We start from the raw sequence: 17,636 nt of genomic DNA on the forward strand, positions 1-17,636 counted from the left end.
AAGCGCGCAAGTTTACGCGAGCGCGGAGGTTTTGTGGGAGCGAGCTTGCTCGCGTTCACAGTATGAAACCTTCAGAAACAACAAAGCCGCTCGAAAGCGGCTTTGTTGGTTTGGATCACATCTTAATGCGGGTTCTTTGCATTATTGGCTTTGAGCCATTGCAGGCCTTTGTTCGTTAGGCGATAGCGTTGCAGACGGCTGTTCGGTTGTTCGGGCAGCGTCATTTCCAAGACCTCGGCAGCGATGGCCGGCAGTATGTAAGCCTTACGGAAGTGGTCGGCGTTTTTCAGGCTCATGGCAGTCTGAAGTTCTTGCCTGCTCATGTCGCCAACAACGACCTTCAAAAGCGCAGCGACTTCCATGGTGACTTCCATGGTGACTTCCATGGTGACTTCCGTAGTTTTTGCGTCGGTGGTTTGCGATTGAGGATGTGCGGGCAACCGCACGACGTACGAGATCCGGTCGTCGTCGGTTTCAAAGAGCGGCGCGGGCGAACCATTGGCAGCCATGACCTTGAGGATTTTCGGGATCCCAGTCGACCGGCCTTCGGTCAGGTCGAGTTCTTTCAGGAACTCCCCAATTCGCCGGTTACGGTAGCGGCGGCTCACGGCGCGACCGGCTCGCAGGTCTTCGAGGCGGATTGAGCGATCAGGTCCAGGGAAGCTCAAAATCACAAGTTCTTCCTGACAGATGCGGACCTCAATCGGTTCGCGCTCTTCGTAGGAACGGTGATACACGGCGTTGACCAATGCCTCTTCAACTGCCGCATAGGGGAAGTTCCAGACCCTTGTAGCTTCGGCGCGGTCCGTGTGTTTGATAACTGTTTGATGCAGGTAATTACGCTGGATATAGGCCAGAGCCTCACGGGTTATGGTTGCCAGAGGGCCTTTGAAGATTTTTTCGTCAAAGCGGTCGCCGCCAGCACCTTCAGGAAACCACAGCACATCAATCTGCGTGCCGGGAAAGAACAGTTCCGGGGTGTTACTGAAGAACATCAGGCCCACGTTCTTGGGCCACGGTGATTCGGTTGGGCCGCCCACGACGTTCATTTGTCGGCCCAGTGCCTCAATAGAAAGGTTGTCAGCGTCTTCCGCGAGGGCGCTGCCAATTTCTTGCAGGAAGTTGTGCATCAACGCTTTGGAAAGGTCGCTGACATGGGCTTTCTGGTGGAAGCGATCATCGAAAGGCACTTTGGCAGCAAGACCCAAGAGTTCCTGTTCGACTTCTCCCTTGGCTTCTACTGTGCTGCTGTAGCGGCGGATGTAGTAATGCAGGCTCCGATGTTTGGCTGTCACCGCTGCCGGGGCTTTGTACGGGCGATTCTGCCCGCCTGGTGCCCACAAAACGATCAGCTTGCGGCCTTCAACTTCTTCCATGCTCAGTACTGGAAAATAGGCGGGTTGAATCGATTGGCAAGCTGCCAACAGTTCAAGTTGGATCTTGTCGAGCGCCTGATCGGCAAGACCTGACGGAGGAAAAACCGGCTGACCGTTGGCGTCGCAATCTTGCCCAATCACCACATACCCGCCGCCCAGGTTTTCAAAGTCATTGGCGAAGGCGCAGAGCGTGCGAATGATCGGATCGGGATTCCAGCCCGTTTTGTATTCGATTCGCTCGCCCTCGACAGTCCGCTGGCGCAGCAGGTCGTTCAGGTTTATTGGCAGTTTTTCAGGCATGGGCGGGCTCTGGTTCGTCGGCGTTGCGCTGATTTGAGGGCGATTATAGCCAGCCCGGACAGGCCAGTGCCTGTCAGTTAAGCCTCACAGGGGAGTGGATGAAACCTTCAGAAACAACAAAGCCGCTCGAAAGCGGCTTAGTTAGTCTGGATCACATCTTAATGCTGGCCAGCCAGCTTGTGTTCCAGGTAGTGGATGTTGACTCCACCTTTGCAGAAGCCTTCGTCGCGGACCAGATCGCGGTGCAGCGGGATGTTGGTCTTGATCCCGTCGACAACGATTTCGTCCAGCGCATTGCGCATGCGCGCCATGGCTTCGTCACGGGTTGCGCCGTAGGTGATCAGCTTGCCGATCAACGAATCGTAGTTCGGCGGAACGGCATAGCCACTGTACAGGTGCGAATCGACGCGAACGCCGTTGCCGCCTGGCGCGTGGAAATGCTTGACCGTGCCTGGGCTTGGCATGAAGGTTTTCGGGTCTTCGGCGTTGATCCGGCATTCCAGCGAGTGACCGCGGATAACCACGTCATCCTGGGTGTACGACAGCTTGTTGCCAGCGGCGATGCTGAGCATCTCCTTGACGATGTCGATGCCGGTAACCATTTCAGAGACCGGGTGCTCGACCTGTACGCGGGTGTTCATTTCGATGAAATAGAACGCGCCGTTCTCGTACAGGAACTCGAAAGTGCCCGCGCCACGGTAGTTGATGTCGATGCACGCCTTGACGCAGCGAGCGAGGACTTCAGCGCGTGCTTTCTCGTCGATGCCCGGTGCCGGCGCTTCTTCGAGAACCTTCTGGTGACGACGCTGCAGCGAGCAATCGCGGTCGCCCAGATGGATGGCGTGGCCCTGGCCGTCGGAAAGCACCTGAACTTCCACGTGGCGTGGGTTGGTCAGGAATTTTTCCAGGTAGACCATCGGGTTGCCGAACGCTGCGCCCGCTTCGGTGCGGGTCAGTTTGGCGAAGGAGATCAGGTCTTCTTCTTTATGCACGACGCGCATGCCGCGACCACCACCGCCGCCAGCGGCTTTGATGATCACCGGGTAACCGACTTCGCGACCGATGCGCAGAGCGGTTTCTTCGTCTTCAGGCAGCGGGCCGTCGGACCCCGGAACGGTTGGAACGCCGGCTGCGATCATGGCGTGCTTGGCCGATACCTTGTCGCCCATCAGGCGAATGGTGTCGGCTTTCGGGCCAATGAACGCGAAACCGGAGTTCTCGACCTGTTCGGCAAAGTCGGCGTTTTCCGCAAGGAAACCGTAGCCTGGGTGAATGGCGGTAGCGCCGGTCACTTCAGCCGCGGCGATGATCGCCGGAATGTGCAGATAAGACTTTGCAGCCGATGCCGGACCGATGCAGACGGATTCGTCCGCCAGACCCAGGTGCATCAGTTCTTTGTCGGCCGTGGAATAAACGGCGACAGTTTTGATGCCCATCTCTTTGCAGGCACGCAGAATCCGCAGGGCGATCTCACCGCGGTTGGCGATCAGAACTTTTTCCAACTTCGCAGTCATCAAAGTCTCTCCGCGGTTCAAACGATGGTGAACAGCGGTTGGTCGTACTCAACCGGCTGGCCGTCTTCGACGAGGATGGATTCGATCACACCGCTGGTTTCAGCTTCGATGTGGTTCATCATCTTCATGGCTTCGACGATGCACAGGGTGTCGCCTTTCTTCACGGTCTGGCCGACTTCAGCGAAGGACGGCGAGCTTGGCGAAGACTTGCGATAGAAGGTGCCGACCATAGGCGAGCGGGCAACGTTGCCGTTCAGCACTGGCGCGGCCGGAGCAGCAGGAGCGGCAGCGGCAACCGGGGCAGCAGCAACAGGCGCCGGCGCCGGAGCATGCATTGGAGCCGGTGCGTAGTACTGCTGAGCCGGGGTCTTGCTGTGACGGCTGATACGTACGGACTCTTCGCCTTCCTTGATCTCGAGCTCGTCGATGCCGGACTCTTCCAGCAATTCGATCAGTTTCTTAACTTTACGGATATCCATGAATCATCAACTCCCAAGGGTCGGTCAGGGGCGTTACGCTTGTTGTTCAAGCTGTTGCCTGTCTTTCAAGCTGCTCTAGGGCGGCCTCCAGGGCCAGTCGATAACCGCTGGCGCCAAGGCCGCAGATCACTCCCACCGCTACATCGGAGAAGTAAGAGTGATGGCGGAAAGGTTCGCGTTTGTGCACGTTAGACAAATGCACTTCGATGAATGGGATGCTCACCGCCAGCAGCGCGTCACGTAATGCGACACTTGTGTGCGTAAAAGCTGCTGGGTTGATCAGAATGAAGTCCACACCTTCGCTGCGGGCAGCGTGGATGCGGTCGATCAATTCGTACTCGGCGTTGCTTTGCAGGTGCAGCAAATGGTGGCCGGCTTCACGGGCGCGGCGTTCCAGGTCCTGGTTGATCTGCGCCAGTGTCGTAGCGCCGTAGGTGCCCGGTTCACGGGTGCCGAGCATGTTCAGGTTGGGTCCGTGCAGAACCAGTAGCGTCGCCATCTGCTGTTCCTTGTGATCTGTGTGCAATTGTCAGAACTCGGCGACTATGCCGCAAAGCCTTTGTGACTGTCCAGTTCTATGCAATAGCCAGCACGATGGCCGATGTTTGCGCGAAATATATGACCGGGTTATTAAATCCGGTCATTTGCTTTCGCGACACGTTCGGCGAAGTCACGGGCGTTTATCTCGCCGATTACCCGCACATCGGTGTGTTCGACCCCGTCCTTGCCGAAAAACATCAGCGCCGGCGGGCCGAACAGTTTGTAGCGGTCGAGCAGGGCGCGTTGCTCGGCGTTGCTGGCGGTGATGTCGAAGCGGATCAGTCGATAGCCTTTGAGGCGTTCGACGACCTTGGCGTCGTTGAGCACTTCATGTTCGATGACTTTGCAACTGATGCACCAGTCGGCGTACCAGTCGAGCAGCAGTGGGGTGCCTGAAGATTTGGCTTCGGCGAGGACGCGGCCCAGTTCCGCCGGGGTGCTGATGGTTTGCCAGGCGCTGGTGTTTTGCGATTGCTCGGTACCCATGGTAATGCGCGGCTGGCCAATCGGATTGAGCGGATCGGTCTGGCCGCTGAATGCGCCGTACCAACACGCTAGCGCATAAAACAGGAAGAACATTCCCAGTAGTTGGCCCAGGCGTTTTCTCGGCGGTTTGTAGACGAACTCCAGCGCACCCATGAACAACCCGACACCAGCGGCCAGCAAGCCGATCAACAACAACGTGATCTGGCCCGGCAGTACTCGACTGAGCAGACCGATCGCCAGCCCCAGCAACAAAACGCCGATCGCGTTTTTCACATAAATCATCCAGGGTCCGCTTTTCGGCAGCCAGGCGGCGCCACCGGTGGCGACCAGCAACAGCGGTGCGCCCATGCCGAGACCGAGCATGAACAATTTCAGACCGCCACCCAATGCATCGCCGCTGGCGCTGATGTACAGCAGCGCGCCGGCCAGCGGCGCCGAGACACAGGGTGAAACCAGCAGACTGGATACCACGCCGAGCACCGCGGCGCCCCACAACGAACCGCCTTCGGTGCGACCGGCGATTCGGTCCAGGCGACTGCTTAGGGCGTGAGGCAGTTTGAGTTCGAAGACGCCAAACATTGCCAAGGCAAACAGTGCAAAAAACATTGCGAACGGCACCAGCACCCACGCCGATTGCAGCCGCGCCTGAAGGTTGAGCTGTGCGCCGAACATCCCCATCAACGCGCCGAGCAGAGCGAAGCAGGCGGCCATTGGCAGCACGTAGGCCAGTGACAGGTTGAAGCCGCGTAAACCACCCACTTGACCGCGCAACACCACGCCGGACAGGATCGGCAGCATCGGCAGCACACACGGTGTGAGCGTCAGGCCCAGGCCTGCGAGGAAAAACAACGCCAGTTCGCGCCAGCTCCAGGCGGGTGTCGCGCCTGCGCCGCCATCAATACTCAGTCGCTCGGTTTCGGGTGGGTAACACAACCCTTTGTCGGCGCAACCCTGATAGGTCACGGCCAAGGTAAAGGCGCGTTGATCGGTGCGCGGCAGCTCTACATCGAGAACCCCGTGATAGACCTCGACATCGCCGAAGTATTCATCGTGTTTCTGTTCGCCCTTGGGCAGTTGCGCGGCGCCCAGGCCAACATCGGTTGGATCAGCGCGAAACTGAAAGCGATGGCGATAGAGGTAGTAACCCTCTGTAGCGATGAAACGCAGCTTGATTGATTGCGGCGTGCTTTCGACCAGGCTCAGCTGAAAGGCTTCGCGCACCGGCAGGAAGTCGGCGCTGTTGTTGATCGAGCCCAACGTCGAACTGGGCCGACTCTCCAGCAACCCGGCGGCGGTGGCCGGCAGGGCGAGCACTAAAAGCAGCAGGCAGAGCAAACGGCGCATGACAATCTCGCGTATCGAAAGTGAGGGCATGATAGCGGACGGCGGTCGGGTGTGCAGGGCGAGTCCTGTGGTGATTGTTCTGACGCCATCGCGAGCAAGCTCGCTCCCACATTCGGCCGCATTCTCATGGATGAACTCGGTTAAATGTGGGAGCGAGCCTACTCGCGAAGGCGATCTTTCAGACGCGGAAGGCTTGGACGGCTGTATGCAATCGCCCACCCAGCACCAACAAATGCTCCCCTTGCTCACGGCCCTGACCAATACGCAGCAAGTTATCCCCACCCAATTGGTGAATCCGCTCACTGTGATCACGGATTTCGCTCACAGCACCGCTCTGCTGGGCGGTGACATCGGCGATGCGCACGGCGGTGTCGGAAATGGTCTGGATCGCCCCGACGATTTTATCCAGTGCGCCGTCGGCGGCCTGGGCCTGATTGGCGGTGGCTTCGGCGTGTTCGACCTGGGCGCGCATGCCTTCTACTGATTGTCGTGCGGCGGTTTGCAGTCCCGCGATCAATGTCTGGATCTCTGCGGTGGCGCCCGCGGTGCGTTGCGCCAGTGAGCGAACTTCTTCGGCCACCACCGCAAACCCTCGACCCATTTCCCCGGCGCGGGCCGCTTCGATGGCGGCGTTCAGGGCCAGCAGGTTGGTCTGGTCGGCGATCGAACGGATCACCGTCAGCACGCCGCCAATGGTCGCAGACTCCTCGGCCAAGTGCTCGATCATCTGTGCATTGCCTTGCACTTCACCCACCAGCGCATGCAGGCCGGTAAGACTCAGGCCGATGACCTTCTGCCCATGCTCCACCGCCAGTCCAGCATGGCGGCTGGCATCGGCAGCCTGGCTGGCATCGCCGGCAACTTGTTGAATGGTCGCTTCCAGTTCGCCGAGGGAATCGCGGATCAGCGCCGTGTCGCCGGCCTGATGTTCGGCGCCGCTGTGCAGGTCATTGCTCAACTCGGCCAGCGTTCGGCTGCTACCGGCGACCTGTTCGGCGTTGAGGCGAATGGTCCCCACCAAGTCGACCAGATAGGCGCGCAAGCGATTGAGCGAAGCTTGAATATCATGCAATTCGCGATTGGTCGCGCCCAATTCAATGTCCCGGCTGAAGTCGCCCTCGGCCCAGGTCGAGAGGGCCGGCGCGAGGTTGGTCAGGGTTCGGGCCAAGCGTCGTTGCAGGGTGTCGATGAGCAATGCAATCAACAGAATCAGCCCGATCATCACCCCTTGCATCAGTCGTACTTCGCCCTGAATCTGTCCGTGCTGGGCGCGAACCACCGGTTCCAGCCCGGCGATGGCCTGCTGAACGGCGGCGATTTTCAGGTGAGTGGCGGCGCTGAGGTCGGTGCGTTTCTGGATCTGGTCGCGTGTGCGTGCCAGTTCGGCCGGGTAGCGAGTGAGGAGGCTGTTCAGTTCACGCTTGAGGCCGACGCCAGCCTCTTCGGCGACGGCTTTTTCGGTATTCTCCAGGCCCATCATCGCCGCGAAATCATCCGTGTTCGATTCACTTTTGCTCGTCACGCCCAGCAGCGGCAAGGCGTCCAGAAGCTCAGCCTGGGTGCGGATGTTGCTGACTTCGCGCTCGACATCGGCGGCCAGTTCGCTGCGGCCGCTGCTGACCAGTTTGTCCCGGGCCAGAGACAGTTTGCCCAAGTGCTGGGAGGCCGCGAGCAGCGGCGTCAGATACGCCGCGTTAGCGCTGGCGTATTGGCTGAGTTGATCGAGGCTGGCACCGAGTTCGCGTTCGGCTTGCAGCAGCAGCGCTTGCGGATCACCGGCCAGCTTACCGGCCGCCAGCAGATCGGTTTTGCTGAACTCTTCCAGGTTCGACAGGCTCGGATGCAACGTGTCGGCCAATGCCGGCGGCAACTCGCCGAGTTCCTTTTGCAGGCCGTCAATGGCTTGGCTGGCGCTGCTCAGGCGCAGGGCATCGCCGCTGGCGAGATAGTCCCCGATGTTACGCGCGACTTCATTTTGAAATTGCTGGGATAAGCCCAAGTAACGCTCCATCAATAAATAGGGGCGCTCCAGGGCCTTTTGCGACCACCAAAGTGTGGCGCCAAGGGCCACGCACACGGCGACTAAAAGGAGGGTATTGAGATTGGTCAGCAGCTTCAGGCGCATTGCGGGTCTACCAACGGCAGAATGGTAAGTGCCTGAAGTTATTGCGTTTCTGTTACAGGGTTATGACCGAATGGGTTGATTCCGATGAAAAAGTGGCACTTTGCTTTGGCGTCCGCGCGGCCTGAACGCGGTTGCGTCCGGCGTCCTTTGCGCGGTACAGCGCTTCGTCTGCCTGGCTGGCCATCGTCAGGCTGTCGGAGTTTTCGCACAGTTCCACCACCCCGGCGCTGAACGTGCACCAGAGGTCCTGCGGTTGGGCCGGGTAGTGAATCTCGGCAAAGCGTCGACGGATCTCGTCGAGCACTTTGTGGGCCGATTCGAGATCGGTGTCCGGCATGACGATGGCGAATTCTTCACCGCCATAACGGCCGATGAAATCGGTCTTGCGCAAGCGTTGCTTGAGAAACAGCGCCAGGCTCTTGATCACCCGATCGCCCATGGGGTGGCCGTGGCTGTCGTTGACCCGTTTAAAGTGATCGATGTCGAGCATCGCAAAGCTCAACGGCTTGCACTCGCGGCGGGCGCGGAAGCTGCAGTCTTCGAGCAATTGCAGGATGTGCGTGTGGTTGTACAGCCCGGTGAGGCTGTCGCGAACCATCCGCGCCTTCAGATTGCGTGCCCGTGCCGCGCGGTTGCGCACGGTAGTGATCAGGTGTCGCGGCTTGATCGGTTTGGTCAGGAAGTCGTCGCCGCCCTCGCTCATGGCGTCGAGCTGCTTGTCCAGATCGTCTTCGGCCGACAAGTAAATGATCGGTACGCTGACATAACGGTCGTTATGGCGGATCACTTTGGCCAGTTCAGTGCCGGTGCAGGCCGGCATGTACATGTCGAGGATAATCAGGTCTGGCTGGAAGTCCGCGAGCTCGGCCATGGCCTGGATCGGCTCGATCAAGGTCCGCGTGACGATCCCGGCGCTGTTGAGCAGGCGCTCGGTGTGCAAGGCCTGGGCACGGGAGTCGTCGATGATCAACACTTTATAAGGTTCGTACTGGGCGACGCAGGTCAGGACTTCAATTTTTTCCAGCAGGCTCGACGCTTCGAGGGTGCCGGTCAGGAATTCCTGGCCACCGGCGCGCACGGCGGCGAGGCGGGTCGGGGTATCGGTTTCGTGCAGGCTGAAGAACAACAAGGGCAGCGTGTGGTCGAGACCTTCCTGTGCTTCGGCGGCCAGTTTCAGGCCGATGCCGGGGCCGCTGAAGTCCACGTCCATGACGATCGCTGCAGGCAAGCGCTCGACCATTGAGGAGCGAAACGCCGAAACGCTGTCGAGGGCTTGAGCGCTGAGCCCAAAAAATTCAAGCTGCTTGGCCAGACGCTCGGCACGATCGTGATCCTGTAGCATCACGTAAATCGGCTTGCGCAGGGGCGGCAGAAAGGTTTGGTCCAGCTGATCGCCATGGCGCAAGCCGGTGCGTGACAGGCGCTGCATCAAGCGATTGAGGTCAGTGATCAGTCCGCTGCTCAGGCGTCCGCGATTGGCGTCGACCGCCTCCAGCGACTGACCGATGTGGCGCGCCAGTTGGGTGTGTTCAGGTTGTTCGAAGCGCTCGGCGAAACGCAGCAGGCGCAGATTGGCCTCGCTCAGTTCCGATAAGTCGGTGGTGGACCACTCACTGCATTGCAGGCGCTGCCATATCTCAAGAATTTGACGTGCCTGATGAATTACCCGCTGGGCAAAGTGGTGCTTGAGGCGCTCACGGCTGGGGTCTTCTGGCTCGGTCATATCCTGACTACTAGTTAGGGTGCATGCTGAGATCGACTGGTGGCTCTATGCTAGCACCTCTTTTTCGATCGCATGAGTGTCGCACGTCAATAAACTGCAAAGCGACGTTATTCAGGTTGTGACCGATGAGTATCGATCGGGGGATCACTGACCGATAGAGCCTGATGAAACGGGTGTTTCAGGACGTCTCCTGATCATTTCAAGGCAAATTCCCAGGGCTCGGCGAGCTTCGTCTGTCAGGTATTTCTGATTTTCCGCACAGATGATCCGATCGGGATTTGCGGCTGATAGGGTTCAGGGATTCCCTTGGAAGCCGTCCGCAAACCATGACCCAGTGTTTCAAAGAACACCCCTGCGATGAGCAGCGCCTGAACCACAACAGCACGCCGGTTGCTGAGTGTGAATGTAAGGAGGTGCGGCTTTATGGCAGCAAGACGCTTGTTACCGATGTGCCGATTCTTACGTGCTCATGTCTTTGGCGTCGCTACCAGCGCGAGGCCGAAAACATCGTCGCCCCCGGCGGGGTTCTGATCGCTGATCCAGTGGAGCGTAATCGTGCGATTAATGCGGCTTACGCCCGGCTGTGGCTGCATGACCCGAGGTTTCAGTGGGCCGGGCTGGCGGCATTTGCCTCCAAGCAGGTCGGCTGCGGATTGCTCCACGCGGCGGACAGTATCGAACTCATTCGCGATGAGCATGAAGCGCGGCAGCGTTTGCGGGAAAGCCGCCGTGAGTCAGGGTTGTTGACTCGGGACAAGATGTCCGAACAGGCAGAGGAATTGCGTGACTATAAAGAAGCCGACTCGCGTAATCCGGTGCCCTCTGTGGATTTCCGTTCGCAAGGGGAGGACTTGTCGCTCGTTCAACAGCAATTCCGGCATGTGCACGACATGATGGCGCTGGGAAATACCACGCTGTTTCTGGATGTTTTTCCGCTGCATGCGTTTTATGCGAAGCGCGGGTTGAAAGAGCTGCAGAAATGCCTGGGAGCGCGGGCGGGGATTTTTGATCATCCGGCATTTCCTGTGCTGTGGCCGGTGGATCGAGAGAAGCTACCTTTTGGGCTGAATCAGCCCGAGATTTTGCTTGCGTTCGAAGCTATACACGCTGGGGAGATAGCCGGTAGCGTGGAGTATCTGGCGTGGCATGAGCAGAAAAACATCCTGCAGCCGGTCATCTACGAAGACCGCCAACTGGTGGCGTTGCTGCGTGGCAATCATGCCGCCTACGTCACAGGCTTTCCTTCGGGTGTAGCCCAGGCGATTGAGTTGACGCTCACTAGCCAATGCCAGCGCGTGGAGGACGGGCGCACCATCGGTTTTGGCAATAACCCGCTGGCGGACTTGTCGGACCTCGGGCAGCGAATGGCCTTCGTGCTCCAGGCCGCAAGACGCTTTGATCAGTTGCTCAGCGACCATCAGCGTAGTGCCCTGGAGCAGTCGATCAGCGAGATAGCAGCGCGGGGTGCAAGCCTGTGAATCTGCGGTCACGGCGGTTTGGTTGGCGTTGTGGCGCAGGGCTGCTGGTGCTGGCGGTCTTGGCGCTGGCTGCCAAACATCAGCTGACGCAACCTCTGTGGGGCGAACTTGAGGTCGCTGTAGAGCTGGGCGGGACGTATGAGGACCTGAGCAGAAACTCCTCCGCCACGGTTACTTCGCCGATACGCGGGCACATCACTTACGGCATTCCCAAGACCGATGCACGGTTGCGATTCGTCGACCCGCAGTTCGGATTCACCACGCCTGCGGCGCGTTTTTTTACGGTCGGTTATAACGACAATGTCATTTACAGCATCCGCATGTCCCCACAGGTCGAGCCACTCCTGATAGACGACGCGCTGAAAGTGGTTCTCGACCTGCAAGACCAGTGGCGCGCCAAAGGTTGGGTGCCAAGGTTGCTGCGAGACAATCCCACGATTGCCGATACGCCCGAATGGCGGGCGTGGCTCCGGCGAGGAATTCTGGCCGGGCGATCCTACTGGCTGGCCGGCGACAAGTATCAGGCCGTGCTGGTACTCGGCCGTTTCAAGGATTCTAGAAATCCAACCGAAGAGCGATACCTCATCGACCTCTCAGTCGCGAAACCCTGGACGCCCTTCGACGAAATCGAAAACATGTACGACGAACCCCTTCATTTTCCGCCCCCGCAACCCAAGTAAAAAAAGGAGTTTCCTCATGCCAACCCCCGCCTTTATGACCCTTCACGGCGAACGACAAGGCCTGATCAGCGCCGGCGCCTTCACCGAGGCGTCAGTGGGCAACGTCTATCAGTTGGGCCGTGAAGACCAGATCATGATTCAAGCCCTGAGCCATGGCATTTTCGTGCCCAAAGGGTCAGGAGCGGGGCGCCGGATGCACAAACCCTTGGTCATCACCAAGACAATCGACAAGGCATCACCGCTGATTAACATCGCTCTGTGTTCCGGGGAGTTGCTCAGCCAGTGCCGCGTCGAGTGGTATCGCACCTCGGCTCACGGAACGCAGGAGCATTTCTATACGATGGAGCTGGAAGACGCGGTGATTATCGGCGCTGAAGTGCTCATGCCGCATTGTCAGGACCCCGGCACTGCTCACCTGACTCAGCTGGAAAAGGTCCACTTCAGTTACCGACGGATCTATTGGCGGCATGAGATCAGCCGGACCATGGGCTCCGATGAATGGCGCGCCGAGGAGCAGGTATGAGGCTGGTCAATGAGTTTCATCTGTCTGCGTGGGAGCGCCAACATGCCTATTCCAGTGAGCAAGCGCTGGATCACGTGCGCCAGGCGTTGCTTGATCGGCAACCCATCGAAGGCCTTGAAGAGCTGCGTGCGGGCCTGCTGATCGATTTCGACAGCGAGGTGCTGGAACAGCTTGATCGTGGATCGTGGTGGTTGATCCGGGCTGAGGCCGACTACGGCGACTGGCCAATACCGGTCCGGATCTTCGATCAGAAGATCATTGAATTGATGAAAAATCCGCCAGCCCAGGCCTCACGATCGCCAAGGATTTTCCGCCTCGTTGACAGCATAACGGCCGAGCCGCTGGTGCAGCAGCGTTACATCGCAACCGTGGACGGGCAGGCTGTCCAGAGAAGAACCGACGGCGAAGGCATCGCCCATCTTTTTGCGCAGGCCGAGGTGCGGCAGATTTCAATGGAGGTCATAGGCGTATAGCGCATGTATGGACGCTTGAATTTATCGGCAACGATTGCCGCAGGTTCGGCCGTAATTTTTTTGGATTAACCCAACGGCAGGTGCCGGCCAAAGGCACGTTGTTGTATGGTTGTGGTCGAATCGATGAACTCAAGTGATTGAAAGGATATCGCCATGCTGGACTGGAAGAATCGCGCGGGCAGCGCGCCTGAACGTGCCGCTGAACCGAAATCGGCCACCCGCAGTTACTTGGGTGGCCTGTTGTTCAGCCGGGCGCTGGCCACTCTGATTGCCATTTACTTGCTGGTGGCTATTGCGCTGGGCTGGTACTGGAGCCAGGAACCTGCACTGTTCCCGGTTCAGCAGAATGCCCAGATGGCCGCCGAGAAAGAAGGCAAGCAAATGGTCATCGGCTACACCACGGTCGAAACCCTCAAGACCGTCGCCGGTACTTTGTTGACCAAGCCGGGTGGCTATATTTCCAACGACCGTTTCCCGCCGGGTCTGTGGATGGACAACACGCCGAGCTGGGAATATGGCGTGCTGGTCCAGGTCCGTGACTTGACGCGTGCCTTGCGTAAAGACTTCGCCCGCTCGCAATCGCAATCTGCCGAAGACTCCGACCTGGCCAAGGCCGAGCCGCGTTTCAACTTCGACAACAGGAGCTGGGTGCTGCCGTCCAGTGAGTCCGAGTACCTGGAAGGCATCAATTCCCTGAGCCGTTATCAGGCGCGCCTGTCCGATCCGTCGCAGAAAAACGCGCTGTTCTATGCCCGCGCCGACAACCTGAATAACTGGCTGGGCGATGTCGGCACCCGTCTGGGTTCGCTGTCGCAACGGCTGTCGGCCAGTGTTGGCCGGGTCAAGCTCAACACCGCGCTGAAAACTGAAGTCGTCGCTCCAGGTCAGGTGCCACAGGTTGACGAAGAGATCGTCGAAACCCCGTGGATGCAGATCGACAATGTGTTCTACGAAGCGCGCGGTCAGGCCTGGGCCTTGTCCCACCTGCTGCGCGCCATCGAAGTCGACTTCGCCGACGTGCTGGCCAAGAAGAACGCCACTGTCAGCGTGCGCCAGATCATTCGTGAGCTGGAAGCCTCGCAGGAACCGGTCTGGAGCCCGATGATCCTTAACGGCAGCGGCTTCGGGGTGCTGGCCAACCACTCGCTGGTCATGGCCAATTACATCTCCCGGGCCAACGCCGCAGTGATCGATTTGCGCCAACTGCTTAATCAGGGCTGAGTCATGGTTGATAGCTCCTTCGATAGCGTGCGGGAGGCCGCCCATCGCGCGGCCTCGGATGCCGAACAGATCGCCTGGGTTGACGAGCAGGACAACCTGCTCGGCGCCCTGGTCCGCTCCGACCTGCGCGAACGCGGGCTGATCGGGCGCGGCACTTACATCATGCTGTTCAATTCCGTCGGTGAACTCTGCGTGCATCGACGCACGCTGAGCAAAGCCATTTATCCAGGTTTCTGGGACGTGGCGGCGGGGGGCATGGTGCTTGCGACCGAAACCTACGCCGAATCGGCCGCCCGCGAGCTGGAAGAAGAGCTGGGCGTCAGCGGTGTGGAACTGACCGCCCATGATCACTTTTTCTTCGAAGACACCGGCAATCGGCTGTGGTGTTCGGCGTTTTCGGCGGTGTGGGACGGCCCGTTGATCCTGCAACCTGAAGAGGTGCTGGAAGCGCGCTTTATCCCCGTCGATCAGGTCCTGCTGGAAATCCAGCAAAAGCCTTATTGCCCGGACTCTCTGGCCGCGTTGAAGCGCTATCTTCGGGCCCGTGGGTCGGACGTTGCATAAGAGGCATAAATTGGCGCCGATTGGCTCTTAGCAAGTCGGCTTTTTGCCGTTACACTGCGCGACCTTTTCAAACTGAACCGGCATTGCCTGGCTCAGTAGCGCTGCCCCTGCCTGAGTGGGGCTTCGCGGTCGATGGCACCTGCCCAGGTTGCCGCGACCAGTCTTTGTCCTCCCAAGAGGATTGCCGGTGGCCAAAAAAGCCGCATCCTTCGCCGCCCTTGGTGGCCTGGTATTTTCCACCGACGCAGGTCGTCATTGCCCGGATTGCAGTAAACCGGTGGATGCCTGTATCTGCAAACAAACCGTTATCCCGGCCGGCGACGGCATCGCTCGCGTGCGTCGCGAAAGCAAGGGCCGTGGCGGCAAGACGGTGACCACCATCACCGGCGTGCCGTTGCCCGAAGACGCGCTCAAGGACCTGGCCACCACGTTGAAGAAACGTTGCGGGACCGGCGGGGCGTTGAAAGACGCAATCATTGAAATCCAGGGCGATCATGTCGAGCTACTCTTGGCCGAGCTGATCAAACTCGGTTTCAAAGCGAAGAAGTCCGGCGGCTAGCAGCCTCTGTGAAAACCACCCTCGGCTTGATCCAGTCCTGACAGCAGGCCTGACGTCGTCTACATGGTTTTCACAGAGCCTGTTCTGACCGGTTTCTAAACTCACTGCGGTCAGCGAGGTCTATCCCCTCGTTGACGAACCGTCATTTTCATTCTTTAGACTGCGCCGGCCTGAACCCAGGCGACGCTCTATGACTTCTTTATAGGGGACTTCAATGTCCGTACGACGCACACGCAAAGACGATGGCAGCCAATGGACAGTTGCGGACAGCCGCAGTGTTTACGGGATTCGCCATTGGGGGGCCGGGTATTTCGCGATCAATGATGCCGGTCGCGTCGAAGTTCGTCCGAACGGTCCGACCAGTTCGCCTATCGACCTGTTCGAGCAAGTTGACCAGCTGCGCAAAAGCGGCCTGTCCTTGCCGTTGCTGGTGCGTTTCCCTGACATTCTGCAAGACCGCGTGCGCCAGCTGACCGGCGCGTTTGATGCCAACATCGAGCGTCTGGAATACCAGAGCAAGTACACTGCGCTGTACCCGATCAAGGTGAACCAGCAGGAAGCGGTGATCGAGAACATCATCGCGACTCAAGACGTGTCCATCGGTCTGGAAGCTGGTTCCAAGCCTGAGCTGCTGGCCGTGCTGGCGCTGGCGCCGAAGGGTGGCACCATCGTCTGCAACGGTTACAAGGACCGCGAGTTCATTCGTCTGGCGCTGATGGGCCAGAAGCTTGGCCACAACGTGTTCATCGTGATCGAGAAAGAATCCGAAGTCGCGCTGGTGATCGAAGAAGCCGCCTCGCTGAAGGTCAAGCCTCAGGTTGGCCTGCGCGTGCGTCTGTCGTCCCTGGCGTCGAGCAAGTGGGCCGACACCGGTGGTGAGAAATCCAAGTTTGGTCTGTCGGCGGCGCAACTGCTGTCGGTGGTCGAGCGTTTCCGCGCGGCTGGTCTGGATCAGGGCATTCGCCTGCTGCACTTCCACATGGGCTCGCAGATCGCCAACCTGGCGGACTACCAACACGGCTTCAAGGAAGCGATTCGCTACTACGGCGAACTGCGCAACCTCGGCTTGCCGGTTGACCACATCGACGTCGGCGGCGGTCTGGGCGTGGACTACGACGGTACGCACTCGCGCAACGCCAGCTCGATCAACTACGACATGGACGATTACGCCGGTGTCGTGGTCGGGATGCTCAAGGAGTTCTGCGACGCGCAGAGCCTGCCGCATCCGAACATCTTCTCCGAGAGCGGCCGCTCCCTGACCGCCCACCACGCCATGCTGGTGGTGCAGGTGACCGACGTCGAGAAACACAACGACGACGTGCCGCAGATCGAGAACAAGGAAGAACTGCCGGAAACCGTGCAGTGGCTGGTTGACCTGCTGGGCCCGACCGACATCGAGATGGTCACCGAAACCTACTGGCGCGCCACGCACTATATGAGCGACATCGCGACCCAGTACGCCGATGGCAAGCTGACCCTGGCGGAAAAAGCCCTGGCCGAGCAATGCTACTTCGCCGTATGCCGTCGCCTGCACAACTCGTTGAAGGCCCGTCAGCGTTCCCACCGTCAGGTGCTCGACGAACTCAACGACAAGCTGGCCGACAAGTACATCTGCAACTTCTCGGTATTCCAGAGCCTGCCGGACACCTGGGCCATCGGTCAGGTGCTGCCGATCCTGCCGCTGCACCGTCTCGACGAAGAGCCGCTGCGCCGTGCTGTGCTGCAAGATTTGACCTGCGACTCGGACGGCAAGATCAAGCAATACGTCGACGAGCAGAGCATCGAAACCAGCCTGCCGGTTCACGGTTTGAACGAAGGCGAAGACTACCTGCTGGGTATCTTCCTGGTCGGCGCCTACCAGGAAATCCTCGGCGACATGCACAACCTGTTCGGTGACACCGATTCGGTGAACATCTACCAGAATGCCGACGGCAGCGTGTACCACGCGGGTATCGAAACCCACGACACCATCGAAGACATGCTGCGTTATGTGCACTTGTCGCCGGAAGAGCTGATGACCCACTACCGCGACAAGTGCGCCAGTGCGCGCATCACTGCTGCCGAGCGCACCCAGTTCCTCGATGCTTTGCGTCTGGGCCTGACCCGTTCGTCTTACCTGTCTTCTTGAGGTAAGGCACCGCTCTCATCAGGTTGTCTGAAAATGTACCGTTAATAGCGGAAATTTCAGATGACCTGGTGGGAAGCCTCTCTGATTTCAAGCGAAATGGCCCACATTCCTAGCCATCCAAGC

General features: G+C 59.2%; 15 protein-coding genes. 8 read left to right on the top strand and 7 right to left on the bottom strand.

Annotated features, from left to right (window positions below; translation table 11 throughout):
* Positions 1 to 122: 122 nt before the first annotated feature.
* The 7 genes from ACYZT7_RS04095 to gcbA all read right to left on the bottom strand — a co-directional run bounded on the left by ACYZT7_RS04095 (position 123) and on the right by gcbA (position 9,887).
* Positions 123 to 1,676, bottom strand: coding sequence for a Fic family protein (locus tag ACYZT7_RS04095; RefSeq protein WP_462040049.1), 1,554 nt, complete (start codon positions 1,674 to 1,676; stop codon positions 123 to 125).
* Positions 1,677 to 1,834: 158 nt separating this feature from the next.
* Positions 1,835 to 3,190 carry an acetyl-CoA carboxylase biotin carboxylase subunit gene (gene accC, locus ACYZT7_RS04100; RefSeq protein ID WP_462040050.1) on the bottom strand — a complete coding sequence of 452 codons (1,356 nt, stop codon included), beginning with the start codon at positions 3,188 to 3,190 and terminating at the stop codon, positions 1,835 to 1,837.
* A gap of 17 nt (positions 3,191 to 3,207) precedes the next feature.
* Positions 3,208 to 3,669, bottom strand: a complete 462-nt coding sequence (accB, locus tag ACYZT7_RS04105; protein WP_283182790.1) for an acetyl-CoA carboxylase biotin carboxyl carrier protein — start codon at positions 3,667 to 3,669, stop codon at positions 3,208 to 3,210.
* Between the two features lie 46 nt (positions 3,670 to 3,715).
* Positions 3,716 to 4,168 (bottom strand): type II 3-dehydroquinate dehydratase, encoded by a 453-nt coding sequence (aroQ, locus tag ACYZT7_RS04110; protein WP_017336343.1) that lies wholly within the window; start codon positions 4,166 to 4,168, stop codon positions 3,716 to 3,718.
* 131 nt (positions 4,169 to 4,299) lie between these two features.
* Complete coding sequence (locus tag ACYZT7_RS04115; protein ID WP_462040051.1) at positions 4,300 to 6,039, bottom strand: protein-disulfide reductase DsbD; 1,740 nt, start codon at positions 6,037 to 6,039, stop codon at positions 4,300 to 4,302.
* A 178-nt stretch (positions 6,040 to 6,217) separates the two neighbouring features.
* Positions 6,218 to 8,164, bottom strand: coding sequence for a methyl-accepting chemotaxis protein (locus ACYZT7_RS04120; protein ID WP_462040052.1), 1,947 nt, complete (start codon positions 8,162 to 8,164; stop codon positions 6,218 to 6,220).
* A 52-nt stretch (positions 8,165 to 8,216) separates the two neighbouring features.
* Positions 8,217 to 9,887 (bottom strand): diguanylate cyclase GcbA, encoded by a 1,671-nt coding sequence (gene gcbA / locus ACYZT7_RS04125; protein WP_462040053.1) that lies wholly within the window; start codon positions 9,885 to 9,887, stop codon positions 8,217 to 8,219.
* Positions 9,888 to 10,213: 326 nt separating this feature from the next.
* Between gcbA and ACYZT7_RS04130 the strand changes: the two genes are divergently transcribed.
* From ACYZT7_RS04130 to speA, 8 genes are all read left to right on the top strand, one after another.
* On the top strand, positions 10,214 to 11,365 hold the full coding sequence (locus ACYZT7_RS04130) for a DUF2515 family protein (protein ID WP_462040054.1): 1,152 nt from the start codon (positions 10,214 to 10,216) through the stop codon (positions 11,363 to 11,365).
* Positions 11,362 to 12,045, top strand: coding sequence for a hypothetical protein (locus ACYZT7_RS04135; RefSeq protein ID WP_462040055.1), 684 nt, complete (start codon positions 11,362 to 11,364; stop codon positions 12,043 to 12,045). The genes ACYZT7_RS04130 and ACYZT7_RS04135 overlap by 4 nt, the downstream gene beginning before the upstream one ends.
* A 16-nt stretch (positions 12,046 to 12,061) precedes the next feature.
* The gene (locus ACYZT7_RS04140; RefSeq protein WP_462040056.1) at positions 12,062 to 12,568 is read left to right on the top strand and encodes an Hcp family type VI secretion system effector; all 507 of its coding nucleotides are present in this window, start codon (positions 12,062 to 12,064) and stop codon (positions 12,566 to 12,568) included.
* Complete coding sequence (locus ACYZT7_RS04145; protein ID WP_462040057.1) at positions 12,565 to 13,041, top strand: hypothetical protein; 477 nt, start codon at positions 12,565 to 12,567, stop codon at positions 13,039 to 13,041. Before ACYZT7_RS04140 ends, ACYZT7_RS04145 begins: the two co-directional genes overlap by 4 nt.
* 153 nt (positions 13,042 to 13,194) lie before the next feature.
* Positions 13,195 to 14,262 (top strand): DUF2333 family protein, encoded by a 1,068-nt coding sequence (locus ACYZT7_RS04150; protein ID WP_462040058.1) that lies wholly within the window; start codon positions 13,195 to 13,197, stop codon positions 14,260 to 14,262.
* A gap of 3 nt (positions 14,263 to 14,265) precedes the next feature.
* Positions 14,266 to 14,826, top strand: a complete 561-nt coding sequence (locus ACYZT7_RS04155; protein ID WP_462040059.1) for an NUDIX hydrolase — start codon at positions 14,266 to 14,268, stop codon at positions 14,824 to 14,826.
* Between the two features lie 187 nt (positions 14,827 to 15,013).
* Positions 15,014 to 15,385: a translation initiation factor Sui1 gene (locus tag ACYZT7_RS04160; protein WP_449645810.1), complete on the top strand. Its 372-nt coding sequence runs from the start codon at positions 15,014 to 15,016 to the stop codon at positions 15,383 to 15,385.
* Positions 15,386 to 15,599: 214 nt separating this feature from the next.
* A complete protein-coding gene (gene speA, locus ACYZT7_RS04165; RefSeq protein ID WP_462040060.1) occupies positions 15,600 to 17,513 on the top strand; it encodes an arginine decarboxylase in 1,914 nt (637 codons plus the stop codon).
* Positions 17,514 to 17,636 lie beyond the last annotated feature (123 nt).

Source organism: Pseudomonas sp. RT4P38, assembly GCF_054897765.1.